20 protein-coding genes are annotated in these 25,838 nt (G+C 30.8%); 5 read left to right on the forward strand and 15 right to left on the reverse strand.

Annotated features, from left to right (window positions below):
* Positions 1 to 2 precede the first annotated feature (2 nt).
* Positions 3 to 1,820 (reverse strand): hypothetical protein, encoded by a 1,818-nt coding sequence (locus V9L04_RS19200; RefSeq protein WP_338791543.1) that lies wholly within the window; start codon positions 1,818 to 1,820, stop codon positions 3 to 5.
* Positions 1,821 to 2,206: 386 nt separating this feature from the next.
* Between V9L04_RS19200 and V9L04_RS19205 the strand changes: the two genes are divergently transcribed.
* The gene (locus V9L04_RS19205) at positions 2,207 to 3,775 is read left to right on the forward strand and encodes a carbon-nitrogen hydrolase family protein (RefSeq protein WP_338791544.1); all 1,569 of its coding nucleotides are present in this window, start codon (positions 2,207 to 2,209) and stop codon (positions 3,773 to 3,775) included.
* Between the two features lie 310 nt (positions 3,776 to 4,085).
* On the opposite strand, the gene V9L04_RS19210 is transcribed toward V9L04_RS19205, so the two are convergent.
* From V9L04_RS19210 to V9L04_RS19240, 7 genes are all read right to left on the reverse strand, one after another.
* Positions 4,086 to 4,421 (reverse strand): YbaB/EbfC family nucleoid-associated protein, encoded by a 336-nt coding sequence (locus tag V9L04_RS19210; RefSeq protein WP_338791545.1) that lies wholly within the window; start codon positions 4,419 to 4,421, stop codon positions 4,086 to 4,088.
* 176 nt (positions 4,422 to 4,597) lie between these two features.
* Complete coding sequence (locus V9L04_RS19215) at positions 4,598 to 5,584, reverse strand: lipoate--protein ligase (RefSeq protein WP_338791546.1); 987 nt, start codon at positions 5,582 to 5,584, stop codon at positions 4,598 to 4,600.
* A gap of 105 nt (positions 5,585 to 5,689) precedes the next feature.
* Positions 5,690 to 7,213 (reverse strand): HTTM domain-containing protein, encoded by a 1,524-nt coding sequence (locus tag V9L04_RS19220; RefSeq protein ID WP_338791547.1) that lies wholly within the window; start codon positions 7,211 to 7,213, stop codon positions 5,690 to 5,692.
* Positions 7,214 to 7,666: 453 nt separating this feature from the next.
* Positions 7,667 to 8,272 (reverse strand): imidazole glycerol phosphate synthase subunit HisH, encoded by a 606-nt coding sequence (gene hisH / locus V9L04_RS19225; RefSeq protein ID WP_338791548.1) that lies wholly within the window; start codon positions 8,270 to 8,272, stop codon positions 7,667 to 7,669.
* Between the two features lie 57 nt (positions 8,273 to 8,329).
* Entirely contained in the window at positions 8,330 to 10,879 is a 2,550-nt protein-coding gene (gene lon, locus V9L04_RS19230) for an endopeptidase La (protein WP_338791549.1), read from the reverse strand.
* A 551-nt stretch (positions 10,880 to 11,430) separates the two neighbouring features.
* Positions 11,431 to 13,323, reverse strand: a complete 1,893-nt coding sequence (locus V9L04_RS19235; RefSeq protein ID WP_338791550.1) for an ABC-F family ATP-binding cassette domain-containing protein — start codon at positions 13,321 to 13,323, stop codon at positions 11,431 to 11,433.
* 404 nt (positions 13,324 to 13,727) lie between these two features.
* Positions 13,728 to 15,110: a folylpolyglutamate synthase/dihydrofolate synthase family protein gene (locus V9L04_RS19240; RefSeq protein ID WP_338791551.1), complete on the reverse strand. Its 1,383-nt coding sequence runs from the start codon at positions 15,108 to 15,110 to the stop codon at positions 13,728 to 13,730.
* 258 nt (positions 15,111 to 15,368) lie between these two features.
* Between V9L04_RS19240 and V9L04_RS19245 the strand changes: the two genes are divergently transcribed.
* Both V9L04_RS19245 and pdxH read left to right on the forward strand, forming a co-directional pair.
* Positions 15,369 to 16,328, forward strand: coding sequence for a sterol desaturase family protein (locus tag V9L04_RS19245; protein WP_338791552.1), 960 nt, complete (start codon positions 15,369 to 15,371; stop codon positions 16,326 to 16,328).
* Positions 16,329 to 16,360: 32 nt separating this feature from the next.
* Positions 16,361 to 17,020, forward strand: a complete 660-nt coding sequence (gene pdxH / locus V9L04_RS19250) for a pyridoxamine 5'-phosphate oxidase (RefSeq protein ID WP_338791553.1) — start codon at positions 16,361 to 16,363, stop codon at positions 17,018 to 17,020.
* Positions 17,021 to 17,098: 78 nt separating this feature from the next.
* Here the strand turns inward: pdxH and V9L04_RS19255 are convergent, their stop codons facing one another.
* The 6 genes from V9L04_RS19255 to mnmD form a co-directional block, all read right to left on the reverse strand.
* Complete coding sequence (locus V9L04_RS19255; protein WP_338791554.1) at positions 17,099 to 17,485, reverse strand: hypothetical protein; 387 nt, start codon at positions 17,483 to 17,485, stop codon at positions 17,099 to 17,101.
* A 169-nt stretch (positions 17,486 to 17,654) separates the two neighbouring features.
* Positions 17,655 to 18,869 (reverse strand): ADP-forming succinate--CoA ligase subunit beta, encoded by a 1,215-nt coding sequence (sucC, locus tag V9L04_RS19260; protein ID WP_338791555.1) that lies wholly within the window; start codon positions 18,867 to 18,869, stop codon positions 17,655 to 17,657.
* A gap of 234 nt (positions 18,870 to 19,103) precedes the next feature.
* Entirely contained in the window at positions 19,104 to 19,520 is a 417-nt protein-coding gene (locus V9L04_RS19265) for a thioesterase family protein (RefSeq protein WP_338791556.1), read from the reverse strand.
* Positions 19,521 to 19,588: 68 nt separating this feature from the next.
* Entirely contained in the window at positions 19,589 to 20,344 is a 756-nt protein-coding gene (locus tag V9L04_RS19270; protein WP_338791558.1) for a hypothetical protein, read from the reverse strand.
* Positions 20,345 to 20,500: 156 nt separating this feature from the next.
* Positions 20,501 to 22,201 (reverse strand): M28 family peptidase, encoded by a 1,701-nt coding sequence (locus tag V9L04_RS19275; RefSeq protein ID WP_338791559.1) that lies wholly within the window; start codon positions 22,199 to 22,201, stop codon positions 20,501 to 20,503.
* 220 nt (positions 22,202 to 22,421) lie between these two features.
* Positions 22,422 to 23,117, reverse strand: a complete 696-nt coding sequence (gene mnmD, locus V9L04_RS19280) for a tRNA (5-methylaminomethyl-2-thiouridine)(34)-methyltransferase MnmD (RefSeq protein WP_338791560.1) — start codon at positions 23,115 to 23,117, stop codon at positions 22,422 to 22,424.
* A 341-nt stretch (positions 23,118 to 23,458) separates the two neighbouring features.
* Between mnmD and V9L04_RS19285 the strand changes: the two genes are divergently transcribed.
* The gene (locus tag V9L04_RS19285) at positions 23,459 to 24,241 is read left to right on the forward strand and encodes a LexA family transcriptional regulator (RefSeq protein WP_338791561.1); all 783 of its coding nucleotides are present in this window, start codon (positions 23,459 to 23,461) and stop codon (positions 24,239 to 24,241) included.
* 188 nt (positions 24,242 to 24,429) lie between these two features.
* Positions 24,430 to 24,879: a hypothetical protein gene (locus tag V9L04_RS19290; protein ID WP_338791562.1), complete on the forward strand. Its 450-nt coding sequence runs from the start codon at positions 24,430 to 24,432 to the stop codon at positions 24,877 to 24,879.
* 10 nt (positions 24,880 to 24,889) lie between these two features.
* On the opposite strand, the gene V9L04_RS19295 is transcribed toward V9L04_RS19290, so the two are convergent.
* Complete coding sequence (locus tag V9L04_RS19295; RefSeq protein ID WP_338791563.1) at positions 24,890 to 25,816, reverse strand: DUF2279 domain-containing protein; 927 nt, start codon at positions 25,814 to 25,816, stop codon at positions 24,890 to 24,892.
* Between the last annotated feature and the right edge of the window lie 22 nt (positions 25,817 to 25,838).

Genomic DNA, 25,838 nt, shown 5'->3' on the forward strand with positions numbered 1-25,838 from the left:
ATTTACATTTCAATTCCCATTTTTTGCATCAAAAATACAGCATTTGTATTCTGACAAACGCCTTTTTTAATTTTATAAGGATAATGCAGACCTGTTTCCATATTTTCTACTTCAAAGGCGTAGTTTGTAATTTTGTCTGGAAACTCAGCTTCTAATTTTGAAAGTTCGATGTCGTGAGAAGCAATAAAAGCAGTGGCAGGAAGTTTTAAAAGCTGTTTGATAATTGCTACTGAACCCAAATAACGGTCTTTTGAATTTGTTCCTCTCAAAATTTCATCTAAAAGAACTAAATTATATTCTCCTTTTTTATCTGCTTCTTCCAAAATATCAAGAATTTGTTTTAGTCGTTTTAGTTCTGCAAAGAATGAAGATTCTCCTTTTTCTAGTGAATCAATAATACGCATACTACTACTAATAAGCATAGGAACAAAATCAAATTTTGTAGCACAAACAGGCGCACCAGCGCATGCCAAAACCATATTTATTCCCAATGCTCTCAAAAATGTACTTTTTCCTGCCATATTTGAGCCTGTAATAAGTGCAATTTCACGTATATTTTTAGCTGTAAAATCATTTGCTATTCTAACTTCTTGTTTTAGAAGTGGATGCGACATTTCTACAATCTCAAAAGCATTTTCTGTTACTTTTTGTTCGCTTCCATTCATATTCAAAACAGAAATGGTAGGAAAAATATATTCTTTATGATTGAATGAAAAAGAAGCCAAACTAAATAAAGCCTCAAATTCTGCCAGCGTTTCTACCCATTTTGGCGTATCGTTTTTATGTTCTTTTCGCCATTTTTCTAGTTTTATAGCAAAATGAATATCCCATAAAAAAAGTCCATTTAAAAACATAAAAGCAACTCCATTCATACGGTATTCAAACAATTCTAATGTTTTGGCTAATTCTTGAGCTGCCTTCGAACTTCCTTTTAGGTCATTTTGTAAAGTCTTGGTCTCCTCTTTTTGAAAAGTAGCATTTTCTATAATTTCCCATAAAGAAGCGTACTTTTGCAGAAAAGGAATGTTTTTTCCTACGGTGTCATACGTCATTTGTAGTTTAGGAAACATACTTCCCACAATTCCGAGTTGAGCTAAAGAAAGAAAAACAGGTAAAATATAAGTAACAAATCCCATAAATGTAGCTACCCAACTCAAAACAGTAATAAGAGGCAAAACAAAACGAATAATATTTAATACTTTGCTTTCCAAAAATGAATCTTCTGATTGAAGCCATTTTTTAAGTTGAGCATATTCTTTTGGTGTTTCTTCGCTTAAATGCGCTGTTGTTTGTAAGTCAAGACGTAATTCTGTGCTTTTTTTTGAATCTTGTGCTAGTTCTTTTACAATTTCTTGTCTTTTCGTAATTGTCTTTTCATCTGTTTTTTCTGAAAGCCAATTTGCTAAAAAACTTCTTCCTACACTTGTGTGGGTGCGTGATATATAAGAGAAAAGACTTGTTTGTCCGAAAATATCCAAATCTTTGATGTAAGCGTGCAGAACATCATAAAATTCCATTCCATCATCTAGATTTTCGAAATTATACTCTAATCTTTCATTTTCTTTTTCTAAAAGAGTAATTCTTGTTTTCCAATAATTTCTTTTTTGTTCGGATTTTTGATATAATTTTACTAAAAAAATAAATCCAAAAAACAAGAGGAAACTAGAACCAGTTACGATTTGCCAGCCTTCATTAAGCAAAAAATAAAGAACTACTAGAGCAGCAAAAAAATAAACCAGTCTAATTGTTGCAATCAAACGAGATTGATTTTTAAATTTTGAAAAGATCTGATTAGCTTCTGAAAGATAAGATTGATACATATTAGAGTAGATAATTGTCAGTTAATAACTATTTGTATTATAAAACATTGTTTAAAAAATGTAATATTAAAAGTAATAATTTGTATTTTAATCACTTAATAATTATTGAAAACAATCTGAAATAATAAAGGTTTTATTTTAAATAAAGTGTACTTTTGCGTGCTTTTATGACTGCACTTAATCGCTCAATTACTCATTAATCTATATTTTCTTTGGAGAAAACGAGTCTAAAAAATGAGATTGCAAATATACATAATACTCTACAAACAGACTTCAAAAAAGCACTTGTTTGTAGAGTGATTTTACAGAACAATTCTTAGTTCTGTGTTTTTTAACCTAAATTAGTAGCTTTTACTAATTAAAAATTTAATTTTTAACTTACTTTTATGTCAATAGATAAAAAAGAAAATGTTATATCGACTTTCGAAACTGAACAACACGTATTAAAACTTCGTACTGTTGAGCCAACCGATGCAGCCGATATTGAAGAAATATCAAAACTGATTTATGCAAAAGATCAAGCGTGGACGAAAGAGTCAATTATGAAATTGCTTGAAATGTTTCCAGAAGGACAGATTTGTATAGAAGACAAAGGAAAAGTAATTGCTTATGCGCTTAGTATGGTAATTGATTATTCCAAATTTGGAGATAATCATACTTATCATGATATTGTAAGAGATAATTTTATAAATCACGACGACGATGGAGATGTTATTTACGGAATTGAGGTAAGTGTAAATCCAAATAGCCGTAATATGCGTTTGGGAAGACGTCTTTATGATGCTCGTAAAGAATTATGTGAAAATCTAAACCTAAAAGGGATTATTGCTGGAGGACGTATGCCAAACTTTAGTAAATATTCTGATTCGGTAACACCTAGACAATATCTAGAGAAAGTACGCCAAAAAGAAATTTACGATCCTGTTTTGACATTTCAATTGAGTAATGGTTTTCACGTAAAAAAAGTATTGCGCAATTATTTACCTGATGATATAGAATCAGAAGCATACGCAAGTCTTTTAAAGTGGGATAATATTTATTATGAAGAAAAACCTGCTCTTGTAAACCAACCAAAAGAAGTTATACGTATTGGTGTGGTTCAGTGGCAGATGCGTAATGTAAAATCAGTAGAATCGTTTTTTGAGAATGTTGAGTTTTTCGTAGATGCGCTTAGCTCATACCGTGCTGATTTTGTTCTCTTCCCTGAATTTTTCAATGTTCCTTTGATGGCAGAGTTTAATGAAGAAGATACAGCAAAGGCAATTCGAAAACTAGCAGAATATACCGAAGAAGTTAGAGATAAACTTGTGGGTTATGCTGTTTCTTATAATGTAAATATTATTGGAGGAAGTCTTCCTTTATATGAGAATGGAAAGCTCTATAATGTTTCTTATTTGTGCCGTCGTGATGGAACGTGGGATGTTCAATACAAAATTCATATTACACCAAGTGAAGTAAATGATTACGGAATGGTTGGTGGAAACAAAGTAAAAGTTTTTGAAACTGATGTAGCAAAAATTGGTATTTTAATTTGTTATGACTCAGAATTTCCAGAGCTTTCTCGTATGATGGCAGAAGAAGGAATGCAAATTTTGTTTGTTCCTTTCTCTACTGACATGCAGAATGGTTATATGCGTGTACGTGTTTGTTCTCAAGCTCGTGCTGTTGAGAATGAATGTTATGTAGCCATTGCAGGTAGTGTAGGAAATCTTCCAAAGGTAAAAAATATGGATATTCAGTTTGCTCAGTCGGCTGTTTTCTCACCTTCAGATTATTCTTTTCCTAATAATGCCATTATTGCAGAAGCAACTCCAAATACAGAAATGACAATGATTGCTGATGTAAATCTTGATTTATTGAAAGAATTACATAGTCATGGTAGCGTTCGTAACTTAAAAGACCGACGCACTGATATTTATTCTTTGAAATGGAAGAAGAAAAGTGAAGATAAGTAAATAAAATAGTTATTAGTGATAAATTGTAAGTGATAAGAAATAGTACATTTATAATATTCAATAACTTTTCTTTTTCTATTATCATTTTTTCATCAACATAAAAAAGTCTATTTCAAAATATTTTGAAATAGACTTTTTTAGTTTTAATAAAATAAGGAGAGAAAACACAGGTACAAGCCCGTCAATGAATGACATCCCTGCCCTGATCACTTCTCCTTTTGCCTTTGTATAAAAAACAGGGTTAAAACCCTGTCCAATTGAATGTAGTTGCTAATAATTTAATTTACAATTTAGCATTTACAATTCAATACTACATTCCCATTCCACCTAAATCCATACCAGGGATATTAGGCATCATTCCTTCTGTGCTTTTTTGCATGTGTTCTTTACTTTTTTCTTCTGCGCCTTCTAATGCCTTGTTTACTGCTGCTACAATTAAATCTTGTAACATTTCTTTATCATCTGCTTTTATAATATCAGCATCGATATCTAGTTTAATGACTTGTTTTTTTCCGTTAGCTACTGCTTTTACCATTCCACCACCTGCTTCTCCTTCGGCTGTAATATTTACGAGTTGTTCTTGCACTTCTTGAAGTTTGGCTTGCATTTCACGCACTTTACCAAACATTTTCATCATGTCTTTCATATCGAATAGGTTTGTTAGTTAATTCTTATCAATTTTTATAATTCGTTTGAATGAAAGTAAAATTACAAAAATTATTGTTTAAATTTTATTTTTTCACTTTGACTTTCAAATTTTCAATTCAGTTTTATCTTAATGGAACGTTTAGTTTATTAAAAAGTTTAAAATATACGCTACATTTAAAACCATAGTTCTAAATCTTGTTCTATAAAACCAATTGGTAAGAGAATTTTTTCTAACTCTTCTTTTTTATAGATTTGATTTACCAACTGTTGCAAGCTATCATTTAAGAAATTATCTTCTATACTAATTTCTTGAATAATTGCGCCTCTGCTTAATTTTATTTTGATTCTATATTCTTGATTTTTGAACGTAATTTTTCTAGTAACTTCACTCGCTGGCGAACGTCCCCAAATCCACTCAAAAGATTTATACTTTTCTTGTGCTAATTTTTCTATTTCAATTATCTCATCTTCTGTTAGTCTATGCAAATGAAAAGGTATATTAAAATACAATAGAATAAAATGAGCCAACTTTTCTTCAAACTCTTCTATTGTTAGAATATCTTCATTATCATTCTGTTTTAAAATATCTTTGATATTCATTACTTTACTTCTTACTGATTTAAGACTTTTTGAATTAACTTCGATATTTGTAGGAATTGTTATAGCTTTTTCTAGTTTTTCTAAATCTGTATCAAAAAGAAGTGTTCCGTGTGTGATAAAACGGTGTTTGTTGGTATACTGAGCTGTACCTGTGATTTTTCGTTTTTCTCCTTTTTCATTTTCTAGCCAAATGTCTGAACGCTTACCAATAGAAGCATTTAGATTTACTGTTTTCAAAAACTCTACAATAGGAACTAGCAGTGAATCATAATTAGCTACCATTTTTGTGTCTAATGGCTTTATAAAGCTAAAGTTTAGATTATTCAAATCGTGATATACAGTTCCACCACCCGAAATACGACGAGAAAGAAAAATATCTTGAGCATTGAGATAATTAAAATTCATTTCTTCCCAAGCATTCTGATTTTTTCCCATGACTAAGGAAGGTTCATTTCTGTAAAAAAGTAAATACTCACTTTCTTTATCAGTAAAATTAGATAGATATTCTTCTAAAGCGAGATTAAAAAATGGATAGTGAGAGGGTGAAAAGATTAGTTTCAAAATGAGTTAAATTTTATATAGGATGGTAAATAAGCTCAAAAATAGTTTTGCAAAAATACTCTAAAAATTTATTTCTTTATTTTCTTTTAAAAAGAATAAATAGTGTCACTTCAGTTTATTAATCCAATCTTTCTCTAAAAAACCATCCTCAATTTCACTCAAATCAAGGTTTGGGTCAAAAAATAATTGACTTCTACGTCCATTCAAAGTTACATAAACTTCTGCTCTAATTATCGGATTTGGATTTTCTTTTGTGGTATATTTCTCCTCCAAAAAATGAGCATATTGTAAAATCATATCAGACTGAAAAGCCATTTGTTTTTCTTGATGTTTATTCAAAAATTCACTATTATCCACAACTCCTTCTTTTCCTGTTTTCGGATTTTTGACATAGAATGTAGCACTTCCAAACTTTTCCATAAGCATTACTCGCCACGAAAAACGATAGCCTTCTTCTTTCCAAAAAAGTGTTTCATTATAGGGCTGACTTGCATATAGCATAAAACGAAAAGGAAATAAAAACTGAAAGATGAAATAAATAGTTAAAACATACAGCCATTTCTTAGAAATGAATTGAAAATTTTTGAGTGGATTTAAAAGTAAATGAGAAGATTGTTTTTTGTTAGAAGAATGAAAAGTAAAATATTTGGAAGTTGTCAGTGAGGACACCGACAACGGTAAGAGTTTATTAAAAAATAAAGAAATAAAATTTAATACTGCTTCGTGATACTTTGCTTCGAAGAAAATCAAAGTTAATGCAATCATAACTACTGGAAAAACGCCAATTTGAAATAAATATCCTGTCATAGCGTGAAAACCAACTACTGCAAAATAAGCAAATAGGCGAGTTTTTCTATAAAATAACGCAAAAGGAATTAATAAATCATACAACATTCCTGTCCACGAAAAAATATAAGCTGTAATTTCATACGGCATCAAAAAACCAAAAATCGGCATATCATAATGAGGAGGAAGCCAAATTTTGAGGGGCATTGCATCAAAAAGCCATTCAGAATTAAGTTTTGCTAATCCTGCATAAAAATAAGTAATGGAAAGTTGAAGCTGAAAAATTAAAATCCAAGCACGAGAAATAGAGAGTGAAGGCAAAACATAAAAAAGATTGAATAAAAAACTTTTTAGATTATACTTACTTTGTCTTTCAAACTTAACTTTCTTTTTGCTTTTGTACCTACCAACGCCAAAAAGTAAACAATCCAATGAATAAAAACGATTCGCAGGAGCAAAAATGAGCAGAAATGCCACCAAACTCACAAAATAATAATGATTGAGATAATAAGTAAGGTCGATAAGTTGGCAATACGTGAAAGTCAGAAATAATAAAATAGCAGAAAGACGATACAAAAAACCAAATGCAACGCCCAAACTTGCCAAAATCAAAACCACATGAACAGCATACATTCCATAACTATTCAACGGCTCAACCCACTCAAAACCAAAATACTTAAAATGAAAAACAGGCTTGATATAATGTTTTTCTATCCAACCCATATACCAAAAACGAAGCGTACTAAAAAAGATAAGTAAACCAAATAAGATTCGGAAACTTACTAAAGGAGCTATTGAAATGGGTTCTTTGAGGAAGTTTTTACCATAGTTTTCGACTCTCATTTTTTATTTATTTTTTAACAGCCGAGGCACGACTAGGGTAAAAAATAGCCATATTATTGTTAGTGTAGTATTCATAAAAATCATACTAGTGGCATAAAAATGATATCCTGTATCTTCAAAAAACAGATATAGAAAAAATAAATCAGATATCAATAATATAAATATAGGTATATATATTAAAAATTTTATTTTAAAAATCTTAGACAAAAAAGAAATTGATAAAACTATAAAATATATTATATGAAAAAATAAAATAAGTAAAATAAAAAAAGAATGTAGTTGTTTACCTTCATTATTACTAGGTGTAAAATATATATTCAGAGTAAAAAGACTTAAAATAAAATTTGTCAAAATTGTTTTGACTTGAGTTCGGAGTATTTGTTTTGATGTATACATATATTGATATGAAAAAATAAGTTCTGTAAAAAAACCTTTTTCATTCTAAAAAACAAACTACACTTTCAAAAAATTCTTCAAAAGCTCTTCTCCAGCATCTGCACTTTTTTCTGGGTGAAACTGTGCTGCATAAAAATTATCTTTTTGTAAAGCTGCCGAAAAAGGTAAGATATAATCACAAGTGGCAACAGTATCTTTGCATAGTTCTGCGTAATAGGTATGTACAAAGTAAAATTGAGAAGGATTATTTACTTGATTAAATAAATTACTATCAAATAATTTTCCTTTTAAATCTTGCGTTGTATTCCAACCCATGTGAGGAACTTTATCAACCGAATTAGTTGGTTTGAATTCTTTTACGTTTACATCAAAAATCCCTAGTCCTTTTGTGTTTCCTTCCTCTGTATGCGAACAAAGAAGCTGCATTCCAAGACAAATTCCTAAAACAGGTTGTTTGAGTGTTGGAATAAAAGTGTCTAAATCTGCATTTTTGAGTTGTTGCATAGCAGATTCTGCGTGTCCAACCCCTGGAAAAATAACTTTGTCAGCCGAACGTAGTGTTTCTTTATCAGCACTTACCACAGCATTTATTCCTAAACGCTGCAAAGCAAAATCAACAGAACGAATATTTCCTGCTTTATAATCTATGATTACTATTTTCATATCTTATTATAAAACCCTAAGGGTCTCAGAAGCCCCTTAGGGTTTATTAAATTTGTTTTAAACTCCTACACTTCCACTTTTTCCTTTTGGTGGATTTGTTGGAATGACTCTTATTTTTTGATTTGTTTTGTCTGATTTATTTTTTGGAGTTATATCTTGTACTTCCAAAGGTCTAGCTGTTTTGTCTTGATCTTTGACTAATGCCAATTTTAAAACTTCTCCAGCTTTTTCTACAAAATGAAACTTCATTCCTTTAATATAATGCTCTTCAATTTCCTCAATGTCTTTTTGATTGCGTTTGCTCATCACAATTTCATTGATTCCAGCACGTTTGGCAGCTAATATTTTTTCTTTGATTCCACCCACAGGAAGCACTTTTCCATGCAGCGTAATTTCGCCAGTCATTGCCAACTGATTTTTGACTCTTCTACGAGAATAAGCAGAGACCATCGCTGTAAGCATCGTAATACCAGCCGAAGGACCATCTTTTGGAACTGCTCCAGCAGGAACATGAACATGCAAATCGTATTGGTCAAAAAGTTGATGGTCAATTTCCCATTCTTCTGCATTGGCTTTCAAATAAGAAAGTGCTGCACTAACCGATTCTTTCATTACATCTCCCAATCGTCCAGATAAAGTAGTTCTGCCTTTTCCTTTACTCAAACTGACTTCGATAGACAAAATCTCGCCTCCATATTGAGTCCAAGCTAGTCCAGTTGCTACACCTACTGTTTCATTTTCTTCAAAAAGTTCTTTATCAAAAGAAGGTTTTCCTAGTATTCTTTCTACTTCTTTTGGTGTAATTTTCTTTTGATAGTCTTCTTCCATAGCCACTGATTTGGCTACACTTCTACAAAGAGAGGCAATTTGTCTTTCCAAACTTCTGACACCTGATTCTCTTGTATAACCTTCTACTACAAAACGCAGTGTTTCGGCAGTAAAACTAACATCTTTTGCTTGAAGTCCGTGAGCTTTTCTTTGTTTGGCTATTAAATGTTGTTTGGCAATTTCAATTTTTTCTTCAATTGTATATCCAGAAACTTGAATAATTTCCATTCTATCACGAAGAGCTGGCTGAATAGTATCTAATGAATTTGCTGTAGCAATAAACAAAACTTTAGATAAATCATATTCTGTTTCTAGATAATTGTCTACAAAAGTATCATTTTGCTCTGGGTCTAAAACCTCCAATAAAGCTGAAGAAGGATCTCCACGAAAATCGCTACTTACTTTATCAATTTCATCTAAAACAAAAACAGGGTTTGAAGAACCTGCTTTTTTTACATTTTGCATAATTTTCCCAGGCATTGCACCAATATAAGTACGACGGTGTCCTCTAATTTCAGATTCATCGTGCATTCCACCTAACGAAATACGCATATATTTTCTACCAAGTGCCTTTGCAATAGATTTTCCTAGAGAAGTTTTGCCCACCCCTGGAGGTCCATACAAACACAAAATAGGACTATCTAATGAATTTTTGAGTTTCAGAACAGCTAAATATTCTAAAATACGTTGCTTTATTTTTTCTAATCCATAATGCTCTTTATCTAATACTTTTTTTGCATTATGTAAATCTAAATGGTCTTTTGTAGTAAACTGCCAAGGCAAATCTAACATGAATTCCAAATAAGAAAGTGTAATGGAATAATCAGGAGAAGCTGGATTCATACGAGCAAAACGTTCTACTTCTTTCAAGAAAAACTCTTTTGTTTCTTCACTCCACTGTTTTTCATCTGCTCTTATATGCAGTTTATTTATGTCTTTATCATTTTCATCTCCAATTTCATCTTGAAGAGTTTTGATTTGTTGGCGAAGAAAATACTCTTTTTGTTGCTGGTCTAAATCTGAATTTGTTTTTTCTTTTATATCACTTTTGAGTTCTAAAAGCTGAATTTCACGGTGCATAATCTTTAAAAGCTGCACAGCTCTGTCCATTACTTTTGGAAGTTCTAGTAACTTTTGTTTTTCTTTTACCTCTACATTTGTATTGGCAGATAGAAAATTAATTAAGAAATTAGGACTTTCAATATTTTCTAAAGCAATTTGGGCTTCTGGTGGAATATCCGAACTCAAATGCAAAATTTTAAAAGCTGCTTCTTTTATAGATTCTATAAGAGCTTCTTTTTTACGTCCGTCATTTTTCTTACTTCCTTTTGAGTTATCTAATGAAAAATCCGTCAGATAATTTACTTTACCAATTAAGAATGGTTCTTCTTGTGTAATTTCATGAAGTTCAAAACGTTGCTTGCCTTGTACTATGATAGTTGTATTACCATCAGGCATCACAATCTTTTTTACTATTTTGGCGACTGTTCCCACAAAATGCAAATCAGTTTTTTGTGGTTCGTCTTCCCCCAAGTTTTTTTGAGAAATTACACCAATATAACTCTCGTCTCTATATGCTTTCTTTATTAAACGTAGAGATTTCTCACGCCCTACAGTAATAGGCATAATAATTCCAGGAAATAAAACAGTATTTCTGACAGGTAAAATAAATAATTCTTCAGGCAAATCGTCTTCTAGTTCACGAGCTGAATTTTCTAGTTCTTCCAAGTCTATTTGAGGAATATCATCTTCGGTAAAAGGCACTTTTATATTTTTCAAAAAATGTATATGATTTTAGTGTATTTGAATATCAAAATTAGAAAGAATAACTATAACAACAAAAAAGTGTCAGATTGTCAGTGCTTGATTAAAAAAACACCTGTAAATCTGAATGAAATTGTTATAAAATTATACGAATTACTCTTAAAATATCTATAAATATAGTCTAAGTATAAATCGCAATCAAAAACAGATAAAATTATTTTTGATTACAAAACTATTTGCAAGCTATGTACCAAGCCTCTTTTTTGTTTTTACGAAAAAATAATAGGGCAAAATGGCAGATAAATAAGTTATTTGGTTGTTGGTGTCGCTACACTAAAACACCAACAAAGGCGAGTAATACCTTTTATCATGTCGTTATTAGTAATAAACCTTATCACGGTTTGCATTAAGATACTTCAGATTTCCAGTCTGAACATCAAAAATAGTATTTTATCAAATTTAATAGTTTGGAAGACTGTTATACAAAAATAAATGTAATAACCTTTAATAAAAATACCAATAACGACATATATACTAGAATAATTTGCCTTTTTTGAAATGACTATTTACTCTCTTTCAGAAAGTTCTAACCAACGCATTTCTTTTTCATCAAGCGCATTTACAATGACTTCCATTTCAGCACTCCATTTTGAAATTTTATCATAATCAGTTTCTCCACTATTCATAAGAGAAACTAATTCTTCTTTTTGCTTAGTAAGTTTTGCAATTTCTTTTTCAGTAGTTTCTAATTCTTGCTTTTCTTTGAAACTAAGTTTGTTAGAAGTATTTGTTTTTACTGGTGCAATCGAATGAGCATTTTTGTTAGAAGGTTTGTTTTGAGATTCTTTTATTTTCTCTAATTCCTCTTCTCTATAATCAGTATAATTTCCATTAAAATCTCTAATTTCTCCTTCGCCTTCAAATACAAAAAGATGTTCTACTAGATTATCTAAGAAATACCTATCGTGAGAAACCAAAATCAAACAACCACCATAATTAGATAAAAATTCTTCCAAAACAGAAAGCGTTTGTAAATCTAAATCATTGGTAGGCTCATCAAGAATCAAGAAATTAGGCATCTTTATCAAAATCTGTAAAAGCTGCAAACGTCTTTTTTCTCCTCCCGAAAGTGTACCTACGTTTTTGTATTGCTGTGCTGGTGGAAAGTTAAATTGAGTAAGCAGTTGCGAAGCCGAGACTTGATGACCTTCTGAGACTGTCGCCATTTCTCCAATCGCTTGAATGACTTCAATAACACGCATAGAATCATCAAAAGAAGGAGGCATTTGGGTATAATATCCAAAGTGTGTATTTTCTCCTTTTTCAATATGCCCTTTTGTTGGTTCTAATGCACCTGTCAAAAGAGAAAGGAAAGTCGATTTGCCTGCTCCATTTTTTCCTATAATTCCAATTCTTTCTCCTCTTACAAATTTGTAATTAAATTTATCAAGGATTTTCTGTCTTCCTTTTTCACTTTGAAAATCAAAACTCACATCGTGAAGTTCAATAATTTTCTTTCCTTGGCGTTTTGCACCAAATTGAATATCCATGTTATTTCCTTCTGGACGTGTACTTGCCTTTTCTTTTATACCTTCAAAGGCTTCTACTCTATATTTTGCTTTTGTGCCTCGTGCTTTTGGCTGTCTTCTAATCCAATCCAACTCTTTTTTCATAAGTTGGTGTGCTTTATCTGCTTCGGTGTGCGCTTGTGCAATTCGTTCAGATTTTAATTCTAAAAATTGTCCATAATTTGCCTCATAACGATAAATATGACCGTTATCCAACTCAAAAATTCGATTACAAATTTTATCTAAAAAGTATCTATCGTGAGTAATAAGGAGTAAAGTCGTATTGGAAGAAGCCCAATAATTTTCTAACCATTCGATAGTTGCTAAATCCAAATGGTTGGTAGGCTCATCCAAAAGCCACAAATCTGGCTCGTCTAAAAGGAGTTTTGCAAGTGCAACACGCTTTTTTTGTCCCCCAGAAAGTTGAGCAATTCCTTTTTCTGTATCTTCTAAACCTAACTTTGAAGTAACTTCTTTTATTTTGGCATCATACGCCCAAGCATCTAAACGTTCCATTTCGTTCATTGCTTTTTCCATTCTTTCAGCATCTTCTATATTTTCAGGCAAAATAGAATTTTCATAATTGCGAATAGCCGTAATGGTTGGACTATCAGCCTGTACAATCGCTTCCCAAATCGTTTTGTTGAGTGGCAAGTCTGGGTCTTGAGCCAAATAACCCACTCTCACACCTTGACGCAAACTTACATCGCCTTTATCTGGATTGACTATTTTTGCTAATATTTTAAGAAGTGTAGATTTTCCTGCTCCATTTTTACCTACTAAAGCTACTTTTTCGCCTTGTGAAATTCCAAAATTCAAATCATTGAAAAGGAATCTATCTCCATAAGTTTTGGAAAGATGCTCGCCCGAAATGAGATTGATTGCTGCCATTTTATATATAAGTTTGCTCGTTTTGTATCTAGTTTATTATCTTGCTTTTTGTGGCTGCAAAGGTAGTGTTTTTTTGTTGCATTTATTATAAAAGCCATTTTTTTTAAAAAAGGTGATAACGGTTTTCAAGAAATAAGGAAGGCTCTTTCTAATAAAGTATTTGAAAGTAAAGAACAAGTGAAAGAATGTTTACAAAATGGGTAGAAGAATAAAAAACCAACCTCAAAGAGTAATAAAGCTAACTTTACTTGGATTAGGGAAGAATAGATTTTATTACAAGCTAAATGAGCATCTAATGAGTCTTCTATTATCTTTTCAATACCACGACGAATAACTCTTCTAAAAAGACTATTTAAATCTCTTAAACTGTTTCATAAAAGCATTTGTCCGAATTATACCCTATTTTACACTACTTCTGCTACCACAAAAGCACTTCCACCAACATAAATAAAATCTTTTTGATTTTCAATTGCTTCAGAATCTTTCTTTGCAGCATCTAAAGCAGCTTCTACACTTTCATAAATATCTCCATTTAGCCCAAAACCCTCTGCTTTGTTTTTCAAAATAATTACCTCTAAACCACGAGGTACATTGGGTTTACAAAAATAAAAAACTGTTTTTTGAGTAATTTTTTCTTGTAATTCTTTACTTAAAAGATTAAAAATTTTATCTAAATCCTTATCATTGACTGCTCCAAAAACTACTCGTAAACTAGAATAAGTTCCTTTTGCTAATTCTGATTTAAGTTGAGAAATAACTTGATTGATTCCGTCTTCGTTATGAGCAATATCACAAATTATAGTTGAGTTTTCATTTTCTTTGCTTAATCTATACCAACGTCCTTTTAGTCCTGTTTTCTGAGCAGCATTTCTTAGCCCTTTCATTAAATTTTCTATTGTAAAAGTAAAACAATCTTCTTTTCTAGGAGATTGTATCTTTTTAAGTTTTTCCAAAGCACAGATAACACCTACTAGATTTTGTTTTTGATAAACTCCTTTCAAGTCTAATTCTATACCATTACGCATATATATAAAAGGTTTTCCATCCATACATTTTCCTTCCTTGGTACTGATATTAAAAGTTCCCATTTCATTTTGTTCAATACCATATTGATCAGTTGCAAAAATAAGTTCAGCATTACTTTTTTGAGCAATTTCTTCGAAAACAGATGTCGTTTCTTCTTGTTTTTGATTAATAATTACTGGCGTATTTGGCTTGATAATTCCTGCTTTTTCGGCTGCAATTTTCTCTAAAGAATCTCCTAGGAACTGTTGATGATCAAATCCAATATTTGTAATTATAGAAAGCAAAGGAGAAATTACGTTGGTAGCATCTAATCGCCCTCCCATTCCGACTTCAATAATGGCAATATCTACTTTTTTATACGCAAAATATTCAAATGCCATAGCAACAGTAACCTCAAAAAAAGAAGGTGAGATAGATGTAATAGTAGTTCGTATTTTTTCTACAAAACTGATAACAAATTCTTGTTCTATTTCTTCTCCATTTAATCTAATTCGTTCTGTAAAATTTTTGAGATGAGGTGATGTATAAAGTCCAACATTGTACCCTGCTGATTGTAAAACAGAAGCAATCATGTGGGAAGTGCTACCTTTTCCATTTGTTCCTGCTACATGAATAGTATCAAATTTCTGTTCTGGATTACCCAACTGTTTACACAGAATTTTAATATTATCTAAATCACTTCTATAGGCTGCACCTCCTACTCGTTGAAACATAGGAAGTTGTGCAAAAAGATAGTCTAGGGTTTGTTGATAAGTAAACAAAATATAAAGTATGAATTAAATTATTCGAAATATTTAAAAGGAAACAGATTGCATTTTCCAAATAAGCGATAACAAATTTAGATAGAAAAATAGTTAATTCAAGCTATAAAAAATAATTTATAAGAAAGTCTAACCAATATCTTTTTTAGAATGATTAAAAATAGGTAACTTTGTAAAAGCAAAAAACACTTATTTACAAATAAATATTATTACTTCCATTCAAATAATAAATTAGTTTTTATACAAAATAAGTATTATATGTTCATACAGTATATTTTTTCATCTGCTTTTACCAATAAACCTATCTTTGATTTTGATAATTTAGAAACCTTCAATAATCAAATCAATGAATTAAACTTACCCCAAATAATAGTTTGGGCAATTCCTGTGATGCTTTCTTTGGTCGCTTTAGAATATTATTTAGAGAGAAAAGAAAAAAAAGAACATCAAGACTCACACCTAACTTATAACAATCACACTTTTTGGTCTTCTGTATTGATTGGTTTGGGCAATTTGATTTCTACAGCACTTGCTAAGGTATTTACTTTTGGTGTAATTCTTTTCTTTTTTAGTATTTCACCTTTTTACGTTGAACCTTCTTGGTGGTCATTTATTGTTTGTTTTGTAGTTTTAGATTTTTGTAGATATTGGGCGCATCGTGTGGCACATCGTCAGCGTTTTTGGTGGGCTACTCACGTTACGCATCACTCTTCAGAAGATTATAACTTCGCTGTTTCGTTTCGTCTTTCTTGGGTTCAACAATTAAAAGTTATCTTTTTTGTGCCTGTTGCTCTCTTAGGTTTTCATCCTCTTACTTTCTTTATTTGCCATCAAATAGCAGTTTTGAATCAGTTTTGGATTCATACCGAACAGATTCGTAAAATGCCAGCTTGGTTTGAATATATCTTTGTAACACCTTCACATCATAGAGTTCATCACGGAACAAATGAACATTATATAGACAAAAATTATGGTTCTACTTTTATTATTTGGGACAGAATTTTTGATACTTTTGAACCCGAAGGAGAAAAAGTAAAATACGGAATTACGACACCAATTAACACAAAAAACCCTGTTCGTTTGGTTTTTCATGAATTTGTAGATATTGCAAAGGATTTGAAAAAGGTGCGTTCTCCAAAGCAGGTTTTCAAAGTTCTTTTTAGCCCTCCAGGGACTTATGAGCCTAACAAAAAAACTGATAACTCGGATACGTTATAATTTTATTAAACAACTCTATTGATTACCAATTTATGGATTTAGAAAATCTAAGACAAAACTATACTAAAGCAGAGTTTGATATAAAAAACGCTTTAGAAAATCCTATTCAGCAGTTTGAAAAATGGTTTCAAGTAGCTTTAGATGCAGAACTTTCAGCAGAAGCTAATGCTATGGTACTTTCTACAATAGGAGAAAATAATCGTCCCTCAGCTCGTGTTGTTCTTTTAAAAAGTATTGATGAAGGATTTGTTTTTTACACCAACTATGAAAGTAGAAAAGGAGAGAATTTGGAAACGAATCCTTATGCTAGTCTCACTTTTTTTTGGGCAGAGTTAGAAAGACAAGTTCGAATAGAAGGAAGAGTAGAAAAAATTAGCGCAGAAAAATCTTCTGAATACTTCAAAAGTCGTCCTATTAAAAGTCAGATTGGGGCTATCGCTTCTCCTCAGAGTCGCATCTTGAATAATAGAGAAGAGTTAGAAACATTATTTCATTCTATTGAAAAAAACTATGAAGAGACTAATTTTATAGAAAGACCTAAAAACTGGGGAGGCTATCGATTAGTACCTGATTATGTTGAGTTTTGGCAAGGAAGAAGCAGCCGTCTGCATGATAGAATTGCTTATCTTTTGAAAGAACATGGAGATCAAAGGTATGGTTCTCTGTGGGAAATTGTTCGTCTTGCTCCTTAGAAACATATAAAACCCTTTCAACATTGGAAAAAATGATTGAAAGGGTTTTATTATCTGACATAACTTAAAGTAAACTAGCTAAAATAAGACAGTTTTTATTTTGGTATAAAGAACCCTTATAATATTAGTTCCTCCAAAAAATATAAAAAAAAGCCACATAAAAATGAGTATATATTCTTTATCGTGGTTAATAGGAAGGAACATATCTTTATCTGGGCTATAAAGTACCATTACAGAATCTCCAATATCATATGGTACGCCATACTTTCCCCAATGGTACACTTTATCTTGATATTCTATACTACTGATGGTCATCTTATTTCTATATTCTTTGTCTATTAACACTGCCTTTACCTCTATTCCATTTTTTAAAATATATTCATTATCTAAATAGTCATTAACTGTAAAGAAAGAAAACAACAAACCCATAAAGAGACTGACAATATAACTACTTATAATAATCAAGTCATTCTCTTTGGGAAAAAGAGTGTTTATTATACTTTTATACAGGTTTTTCCAATATCGTTTTTTTATAATTTTCATTTGCTTAAACGGTCATCTTAAAAAAAAATTCCTTTTACCACTCTAAAAAGAATAATAAAAGGAATTTTTGCACTAATTAAAAGTCAGCTTATTAGTTAGCTAATACTTCTTTTACTCTATCAGCAGCTTCTTTCAAAACAATTGCTGAAATTACATTCAAACCAGATTCTTTAATAATTTTTGCACCTTCTTCTGCATTTGTTCCTTGCAGACGAACAATAATTGGCACATCAATTTTACCAATATTTTTATAGGCTTCTACCACTCCGTTTGCAACTCTGTCGCAACGAACAATTCCACCAAAAATATTAATCAAAATTGCTTTTACATTTGGATCTTTCAAGATTATACGGAAACCTTTTTCTACTGTTTCAGCAGAAGCTCCACCTCCAACATCTAAGAAGTTAGCAGGCTCACCACCTGCAAGTTTAATCATATCCATTGTAGCCATCGCAAGACCAGCACCATTTACCATACAACCAACGTTTCCGTCAAGTTTTACGTAATTTAAGCCGAATTTACTTGCTTCTACTTCTAATGGAGATTCTTCAGACTCATCTCTAAGTTCTGCCAATTCTTTATGACGATAAAAGGCATTATCATCCAAATTAATTTTTGAATCTACTGCCAAAACTCTGTTGTCAGATGTTTTGAAAGCAGGATTAATTTCCACTTGAGAAGCATCAATACCAATGTAGGCAGCATACAAAGATTTAATGAACTTAGTCATTTCTTTGAGTGCTTTTCCTTCTAAGCCCAAAGCAAATGCTACTTTTTGCGCTTGGAAAGATTGCAAACCTAATTTTGGATCAATCCATTCTTTAATAATTTTTTCTGGGTGATGTTCTGCTACTTCTTCAATATCTACACCACCTTCTTGGCTTGCCATAATCACGTTACAATTTTTGTCTCTGTCTAAAAGAACAGCTACATAAAATTCTTTGATTTCAGACTCACCTTTGTAATAAACATCTTGTGCTAACAAAACTTTATTTACTTTTTTGCCTTCTTCACCAGTTTGGTGAGTTACAAGTACGTTTCCTAGAAGTTGTTTTGCTTTTTCAGCAGCATCTTCAGGAGACTTTCCTAGCATTACGCCATTATAATCTGTACCTACAACTTTTCCTTTTCCACGTCCACCTGCGTGAATTTGTGCTTTTACAACAATCCAGTCTGTGCCAGTTTGTTCTCTAAGTTGTTTGGAAGCATCAGCAGCTTTTGCAGCAGAATCAATTACGATTCCTTCTTGAATTGCAACTCCGTATTTTTTGAGTAGTTCTTTACCTTGATACTCGTGAATGTTCATATAAAAAATGATGGTAAAATGAAAAACTATTTAATTTTGATTAAAATTACAATGAAAAGAGTAGAATTACAAGCCAATTTAGAATTTAGAAGTCAGAATTGATAAGTAAATCAAAAACTGAGGAAATAGCCTGTCTTATTAACGTTCGTTTTTAATAAAAAATCTTCTCTAGTGTCATAAAGCAATAGAGAAGATTTTTGAAAGATAATTATAATAGAGTTGAATTATCAAAAATTAATTACTTAACTCTCCTACAAACATTTCTCTTATTTCTTCTGTCGTTGCAATTGCTCGTTGTGTTTTTCCATCAAAAAGAACAAAAGTAACCACAGCATCACAAACTACTGTATCTGTATTTTCTAAATAAATAGTTTGTTTGAATGTACTTGTTTTACTTCCTACTTCAGCTAAAGTTTGTAATTTGCTTTTAATGACAATAGTTTGTCCAACAGAAGCAGGATAACGGTAGTTGATGTTTACATTTACCACCACAAACATAATGTTTTTCTTTTGTAGTGTCTTGAGCGCATCACTTTCTTCAAAAAATGCCCATCTAGCTTCCTCAAAAAATTCTAAATAACGAGCATTATTAACGTGCTGATATCCATCTAAATGATAACCACGTACTTTTATCTTTATTTCTTTTGACATTGCAATTATTTTTTCTGAATAAGTAAAAACTAAATAATTAGTATTTGTGTGTTTGTATAACTGTGAGTTTATTGAACTAATTTGAATTTCCTTTCTATAATAAAAGTACCATCAAGAGTGGTTAGAACAATTGAAAATTTATCTCCTGTAAAGTCTTCAAATTTATATAATTCTTGACTTGTACCTAAACCTAACACCATTGTATTATCCTCTTGGTTATATTTCCATACATTAAATCCAGCAGGTTTTTCAGGTGATGTACACACATTACTTTGAAACTTTTGTATCCTTCCATCAATATCTTCTTCAGAAGTTACCTCTGAACGACGAATAAAATTATGGTAAAGTTGATTGAAACAGTTAAGATTGGATGGATTTCCATTAATTATATGAGCTGTTTGTTGCCAACGTTTTTCATATCTTCCTGTTAGCTGTGCTTGTATAGAATTTTTGATTGTAACTGTATTTACATTTTCAATAAGCAAATTAGGTGTTTTTACAATAGTTGTAGTATACCAATTATTTAAATCCTCTTTTTCAATATTTACATAATAATCAAATATCTTAAAATCTAAAGCAACTTGTACACGTCCTTCTTTATCTGAATAAAAAGATTTCATTATTGGGTTTTGATCTTTCATCAAATCGTTCTCATTTAAAAAAAAATCCACTTTTGCATTAGGCACAGGCAGACCTGCTGTATCAACTACATATAAATCTAAAAGACGGATAGGCTCTTCAATCCCTTCTCTACCTTCACAAGAAGTCAAAACAAGTAAAGATGAAAAAACTAAAACAAAAAGACTAAAATATTTATTTTTCATAACTTTGCTTCTATATTTCCTATTAAACATTTTTTTATAATTCTATTTTGATTACAATTAAAGATGCTTAAAAAGCTCTTAAAAAAATAATTGCACAAAATTAGATAATAATTTATACAATTGCTTATCTAAAACATTGCAAAAGGCATCAAAAAGCTAGTTTTGGTCTTCAAATATATCTTTTTCTATTTTTTTAGGACTTTTTTCTTGATTAGCAAGCTGCCAAGTTGTGTGAAAAATAAGTTTTGTTACTTTTTCTACTCGTTCAAAATCTATTTTTTCAGCTGTATCACTTGTTTTATGGTAATCTTTATGGTCAGGACTTGTATAAAAAATAACAGGAATGTCATGCTTTGCAAAACTATATTGGTCAGAGCGATAAAAAAACTCTTCAGGATGTGATTTTGAATTATAACTATAATCTAAATGGAGCTTTGTAAATGTTTTATTTGCTTGCTCATGAGTTTGATGCAATACAGGAGATAACCAATCTGAGCCTACAATACTTATATAATCATTAGATGAATAGTTGTTTTTTGGAACATATTCTCTTCCAATCATATCAATATTTAAGTTAGCAACACTATTTGAAATAGGAAATAAAGGAGCAATATCAGTGTAATAAGATGAGCCTAACATACCTACTTCTTCAGCAGTAGTTGTCAGAAACAAAATACTCCTTCTAGGTGCAAACCCTTCTTCTTTGGCAAGAGCAAACGTTTTTGCTAGTTCCATAAGAGCAGCTACTCCTGAAGCATTATCATCTGCACCTGCAAAAAAATTGGTTTTGTCCTTACTTTGTCCCAAATGATCATAATGTGCTGAAATTATTATTATTTCTTCTTTCAAATCTGTTCCTTCTACAAATCCCACTATATTTTCAGTTTCTAAAGTAACTACATTTTCTTTTTTTACTTGTATAGAAATTGTTGCATAAGGAAGGTTTGAAGGAACATTATTATTTTTAAATTGATCTACCAATTCTTCCCATTCTTGTTTTGGATACTCAAACAATTGTGCTGCTGTTTCCATAGAAAGAAAATAAACACCAATACTTTTTTCGGTCTTTAAAGTATATATTTCTCTATTGAGATACTTATTTTTTTGAAGTCTTTTGGAGTTGGTCTTAAAATTATCCGAATTTGTCAAAACAAAAAAAACAGCTTTTGCTCCTGACTTTTGCGCTGAGAGCATTTGTTTTTCCATTTTTTCATTCCAATCTTGATTCGAATAAAAAATAGATTCTTTATCATCAGTATCTAATAATAAAGCTATCCCACGCCCACTAATTTGTTCATTTGGCAAAATAGAATACCCTGTTAAGACAACATTTAACTCATTTTCATTATGTAAATAAGTCAATGGATTAGCCAAAAAGTCCTCTTGGTTTTGATAAATGCTATTTTTCCCTTGCAGATTTGTTTTTATAGTTACAGTAGAAATTTTGCTTTTTTCTACTTCAAATTCTTGCAAATAACGTTTGCCCAAATCAGTCATAACAGCTGACTCAAGATTGTTTTTTATAAAAAAGTCTTGAATATATAATCCTGCCATTTTTTGCCCACGTTCTCCTATTTTACGTCCTTCAAAACTTTCTGACGAAAGTAGTTCAATATGGTTTTTCAGGTTAAGAGCTTCTATTTTATCAGCATAATAGATTTGTGTGCTTTGTTGCAGTAGAGATAATGTTTCTGAAGTGAGTGTATCTTCTCTAACTTGTCTTTGAGTTTGGGTTATATCATCTTTTGGATATTTTGTTTTATTTTGTTTTTTAGAAATACAGTTTGTAGAAGAAAATAAAATTAATAGAATAATTAAATTACAGAATAAATTAATTATTGTAGAATAGTTTTTCATAAATTATAAAATAAAATGCTTTTGTTTTTATACTAGAAAGTAAAATTAAAATATTTTTCCGAAGGAAGGCTAGGAAATCTATTATTTCAGATAGAATGAACAACTAAATAAAATACTTTCTGTTTCAAATTTTGACAAGTCGTGTCTATTAGAGTAGATAAAACTTAGTTGCAAGAAGTATCCAAAGTCAGTGTTACAAAATTTTTTTTTTTCATTGAAGTCAGGATTTAATAGCTCTTACCATTTCTCGTTTTGGTGGCGCACCATCTAATTTTTCTACTTTCCAGCTTGCTGTCTTGAGGTCTCTTTTAAATTGTCCTTGAGCACAATAAGTAACTAAAATCCCATTTTTACGAGTAAAATCAAATACTTTTTGAAGATTAGATAATTGCCATACTTCGGCTTGTTTGCTAGGGGCAAAAGCATCATAAAAAGTACAATCAAAGTAATTTTCATCCATCTGATAATTTTCTAATGTAGATTCAACTTTTTGTATTGAAAAATAAGGAGAGAGTTGATACATTTCTTCCCAATTAACTTGATGTAAGTTACTAAAGATAGCTTTGGTGTCTTCTTGTAAGAAATCTATATAGTTTAATTTTTGAGCAATCTCTAAAGGGATAGGAAAAGGTTCTAAAGTAATATACTCTACTTTAATTTTGTTTTGCTGAGCAAATTCATACGCCAAAATAGCATTCAACCCTGTACCAAAGCCAACTTCTAGTATTTTAATTGTATCATAGTTTTGTTGCTTCAAATAATTTAATCCTTTGTCTATAAAAACCCAAAGTGATTCTTGTATTGCGCCATTATGAGAATGATAGGTTTCAGAAATATCATGACGAAGAAGTGTATGTGAGCCATCCTTACTTTCTAACAAGGATAGTTCTATTTTTTTGTTTATAGTATTACTCATTTTTGTATTCAGGTTTATATTTTTATATTCATGGCTGGTTAACTCATTGGAGATTTACTAAAAAGACAGTTTGAAAGGCATTTTTCTTGTAAAAACATAAAAAGCAACTATTTTTAGCAATTTTTTAGCTAAAATATTTATATATTTCAAAATATTTTGGTATTTTTGATAAATTTAGTTACTTTTATTAGATAATGCTAAAAATAAATCATATAAGTGTACTATAGATTTACTAGAAGCATTCAAAAAATAATTAGAACTTGTACCTATATGACTTGTATCTATAAAGGTATCTAAAAAATTACTAAAATACTGTTATTCAAATAATTATCAATACTCTTATGTTTCTAAGCCAAAACCTACGTTATTTACGTCGTAAATCCAAAAAAAGTCAGCAAGCATTAGCTAATGAGGCATCTATTTCTCGTGGTGCATATTCTTCTTATGAAGAAGGTAGAGCCGAACCACGCTTACAAACACTACAACGATTAGCACAAATTTTTGAAGTACAGATAGATAATTTGGTAACCAAAAACTTAGAAGAAGAAAGTCAGGATACGCCAAGCAAGCGACTTGCTCGTTATGTAGCTGCTGATTCTCTACGAGTTCTTGCCATTACAGTAGATGAAAACAATAATGAAAATATTGAAATGGTGCCTGAAAAAGCTGCTGCGGGTTATACCAAAGGCTATACAGATGTTCAGTATTTGAAGGATTTACCAAAGTATAGACTTCCATTCTTACCAAAAGACAGAACATACAGAGCCTTCGAAATTACAGGAGACTCAATGCTTCCTTTACAATCAGGAACTATCGTGATTGGTGAATATGTAACTGATTGGCACGAAGTAAAAGACGGACAAGTCTGTGTAGTTGTCCTAAAAAATGAGGGAATTGTACTCAAAAAAATATTCAATAAAATTGAAGAAAAAGGCACTTTGCTTCTCAAATCAACTAATCCACAATATGACCCTTATGAATTAGAAATTGCAGAAGTAGGAGAAGTTTGGCGTTTTGTGGCATATATTGGAAAAACTCTTCCTCAGTCTGATTTGGATAGTTTACGTACTGCTGTACAGCGTTTAGAAGACCGTTTTCAAGAATTTACCGTAACAAATCAGTAAATACAATAAATAAAAAACTAGAAATTAATCTTATTTTATAAAAATAACAGTAAAAGTAAAAAAGTCTAATTCTTTGAGTTGGGCTTTTTTTATGCCTAAATTTTTCACTGTTATTTTTTTTTGATAACTTGCTTTGCTTAGAATTGAGCTATTACTCTTCCCCTTTATCAAAAAAAACAACGTAATCTATGGATTTACCAGAACATTTGACTGCAACAGAAAATGAATTAATTTATGATATTAATGTTAGTGAAAACGATGCGCTTCGCATTTATTACAATGAAAAAGCAAATTGTATCATTACTCGTAGTATTGGTTTTGTATATGATGCAGAACTAAGGACATTTTTAAATCAGATTATCTTTTTTTTGAAAGAAAAAAATACAAATAAACTGATTGTAGACTTAACTTATAGGCAAACTTATACAGATGAAGATCAAAAATGGATAGATACAGATTGGTTTCCTCGTGCTTTACAAGCTGGACTTTCTTTCTTTGGCTATGTTATACCTAGTGATTTGTTTATGCAACTTTCAGCAGATGAAATTTTGGTAAAACAAAAAGGAAGTGTAAATGTAATTCCTTTTGGAAATTTAAATAAGGCTGTTGAATGGATACAAATCCAAGAAAAAGTTTGATTCTTATTGCTTAAAAAGCTAAAAGACTAGCATTAAATCCTTTTTTTGTATCATAATAAAGTGCAGGAAAAGGAATTTTTATTCCATTAAAAATAGTAAATAATAATTGTAAGCCTTTTCGATGAGTTACAATTGAAGCAAAATTTATATCTAAAGACAAATAAAAAATTCTTGAACTCTGATAGCCATTTTCATTATTTTGCTTTTCACTTCCATAAATCATATTATTTCCACCATAACCAACTGAAAGAGCTAACCATTTTGGAAATTTAGTTTTTTCATTTGACCACATAGCAGGACTAGAAGAAAACCAGTACGTCTGTCCGTTATAATCTTTTATAATTTTTGTAGGAAGATTTTCTCCCAAAGTATTCGGACGCAAATCAGAGTAAGATGTTGGAAAAAATGAAAATTTGAATTGGATACGCTGCTCTTTAAAAGCTATTTGTTGAGATAAAAATAATAAAGAACCTGTTCCATTTGCAATCAAATCTCCATAACTTGCGCCATACGTTGGAGAAAATCCATCAAAAATTTCAATAGGAAGCATTAGCCAAAAACCAACAGTAGAAGACCAAAGAGCTGTTTTTTCTGAATAATTTAGTTTTTTGAGAGAGTTGTAACTTAGTTTTCCTAAATGATAAGAAGTATAAGCATGTCCGAATTTATCTAACTGATTCCATTGTTTATTATCATTAAAAAAATGAAATGAAGTTTGATTTTCATTTTTGTACCAACTTTGATATAAAAAAGTCATTCCACCTATGTAGGTTGTGGTAGCCAGAGTTGGAAAAAGCCATTTTTTTCTTGTTGAGATTTTGTAAATAGTATCATTTTTTAATGTATCCTTATCAACTAGAATATCTTGAGAGAAACAAGGAAAATAAAACAATAAAAAAAGAAAAAAGGCAAGAATCTTGAACTTTAAATAAAACATCAAAACTATTTTTTAGGAAATT

The sequence above is a fragment of the Bernardetia sp. MNP-M8 genome (assembly GCF_037126285.1).
Taxonomy (GTDB): domain Bacteria; phylum Bacteroidota; class Bacteroidia; order Cytophagales; family Bernardetiaceae; genus Bernardetia.

What these genes read in the sequence shown, in the direction of transcription:
- V9L04_RS19200 (WP_338791543.1), bottom strand. Translation starts at nt 1,820, where the DNA reads ATGTATCAATCTTATCTTTCAGAAGCTAATCAGATCTTTTCAAAATTT.
- V9L04_RS19205 (WP_338791544.1), top strand. Translation starts at nt 2,207, where the DNA reads ATGTCAATAGATAAAAAAGAAAATGTTATATCGACTTTCGAAACTGAA.
- V9L04_RS19210 (WP_338791545.1), bottom strand. Translation starts at nt 4,421, where the DNA reads ATGAAAGACATGATGAAAATGTTTGGTAAAGTGCGTGAAATGCAAGCC.
- V9L04_RS19220 (WP_338791547.1), bottom strand. Translation starts at nt 7,213, where the DNA reads ATGAGAGTCGAAAACTATGGTAAAAACTTCCTCAAAGAACCCATTTCA.
- hisH (WP_338791548.1), bottom strand. Translation starts at nt 8,272, where the DNA reads ATGAAAATAGTAATCATAGATTATAAAGCAGGAAATATTCGTTCTGTT.
- V9L04_RS19235 (WP_338791550.1), bottom strand. Translation starts at nt 13,323, where the DNA reads ATGGCAGCAATCAATCTCATTTCGGGCGAGCATCTTTCCAAAACTTAT.
- V9L04_RS19245 (WP_338791552.1), top strand. Translation starts at nt 15,369, where the DNA reads ATGTTCATACAGTATATTTTTTCATCTGCTTTTACCAATAAACCTATC.
- pdxH (WP_338791553.1), top strand. Translation starts at nt 16,361, where the DNA reads ATGGATTTAGAAAATCTAAGACAAAACTATACTAAAGCAGAGTTTGAT.
- sucC (WP_338791555.1), bottom strand. Translation starts at nt 18,869, where the DNA reads ATGAACATTCACGAGTATCAAGGTAAAGAACTACTCAAAAAATACGGA.
- V9L04_RS19265 (WP_338791556.1), bottom strand. Translation starts at nt 19,520, where the DNA reads ATGTCAAAAGAAATAAAGATAAAAGTACGTGGTTATCATTTAGATGGA.
- V9L04_RS19270 (WP_338791558.1), bottom strand. Translation starts at nt 20,344, where the DNA reads ATGAAAAATAAATATTTTAGTCTTTTTGTTTTAGTTTTTTCATCTTTA.
- V9L04_RS19275 (WP_338791559.1), bottom strand. Translation starts at nt 22,201, where the DNA reads ATGAAAAACTATTCTACAATAATTAATTTATTCTGTAATTTAATTATT.
- mnmD (WP_338791560.1), bottom strand. Translation starts at nt 23,117, where the DNA reads ATGAGTAATACTATAAACAAAAAAATAGAACTATCCTTGTTAGAAAGT.
- V9L04_RS19285 (WP_338791561.1), top strand. Translation starts at nt 23,459, where the DNA reads ATGTTTCTAAGCCAAAACCTACGTTATTTACGTCGTAAATCCAAAAAA.
- V9L04_RS19290 (WP_338791562.1), top strand. Translation starts at nt 24,430, where the DNA reads ATGGATTTACCAGAACATTTGACTGCAACAGAAAATGAATTAATTTAT.
- V9L04_RS19295 (WP_338791563.1), bottom strand. Translation starts at nt 25,816, where the DNA reads ATGTTTTATTTAAAGTTCAAGATTCTTGCCTTTTTTCTTTTTTTATTG.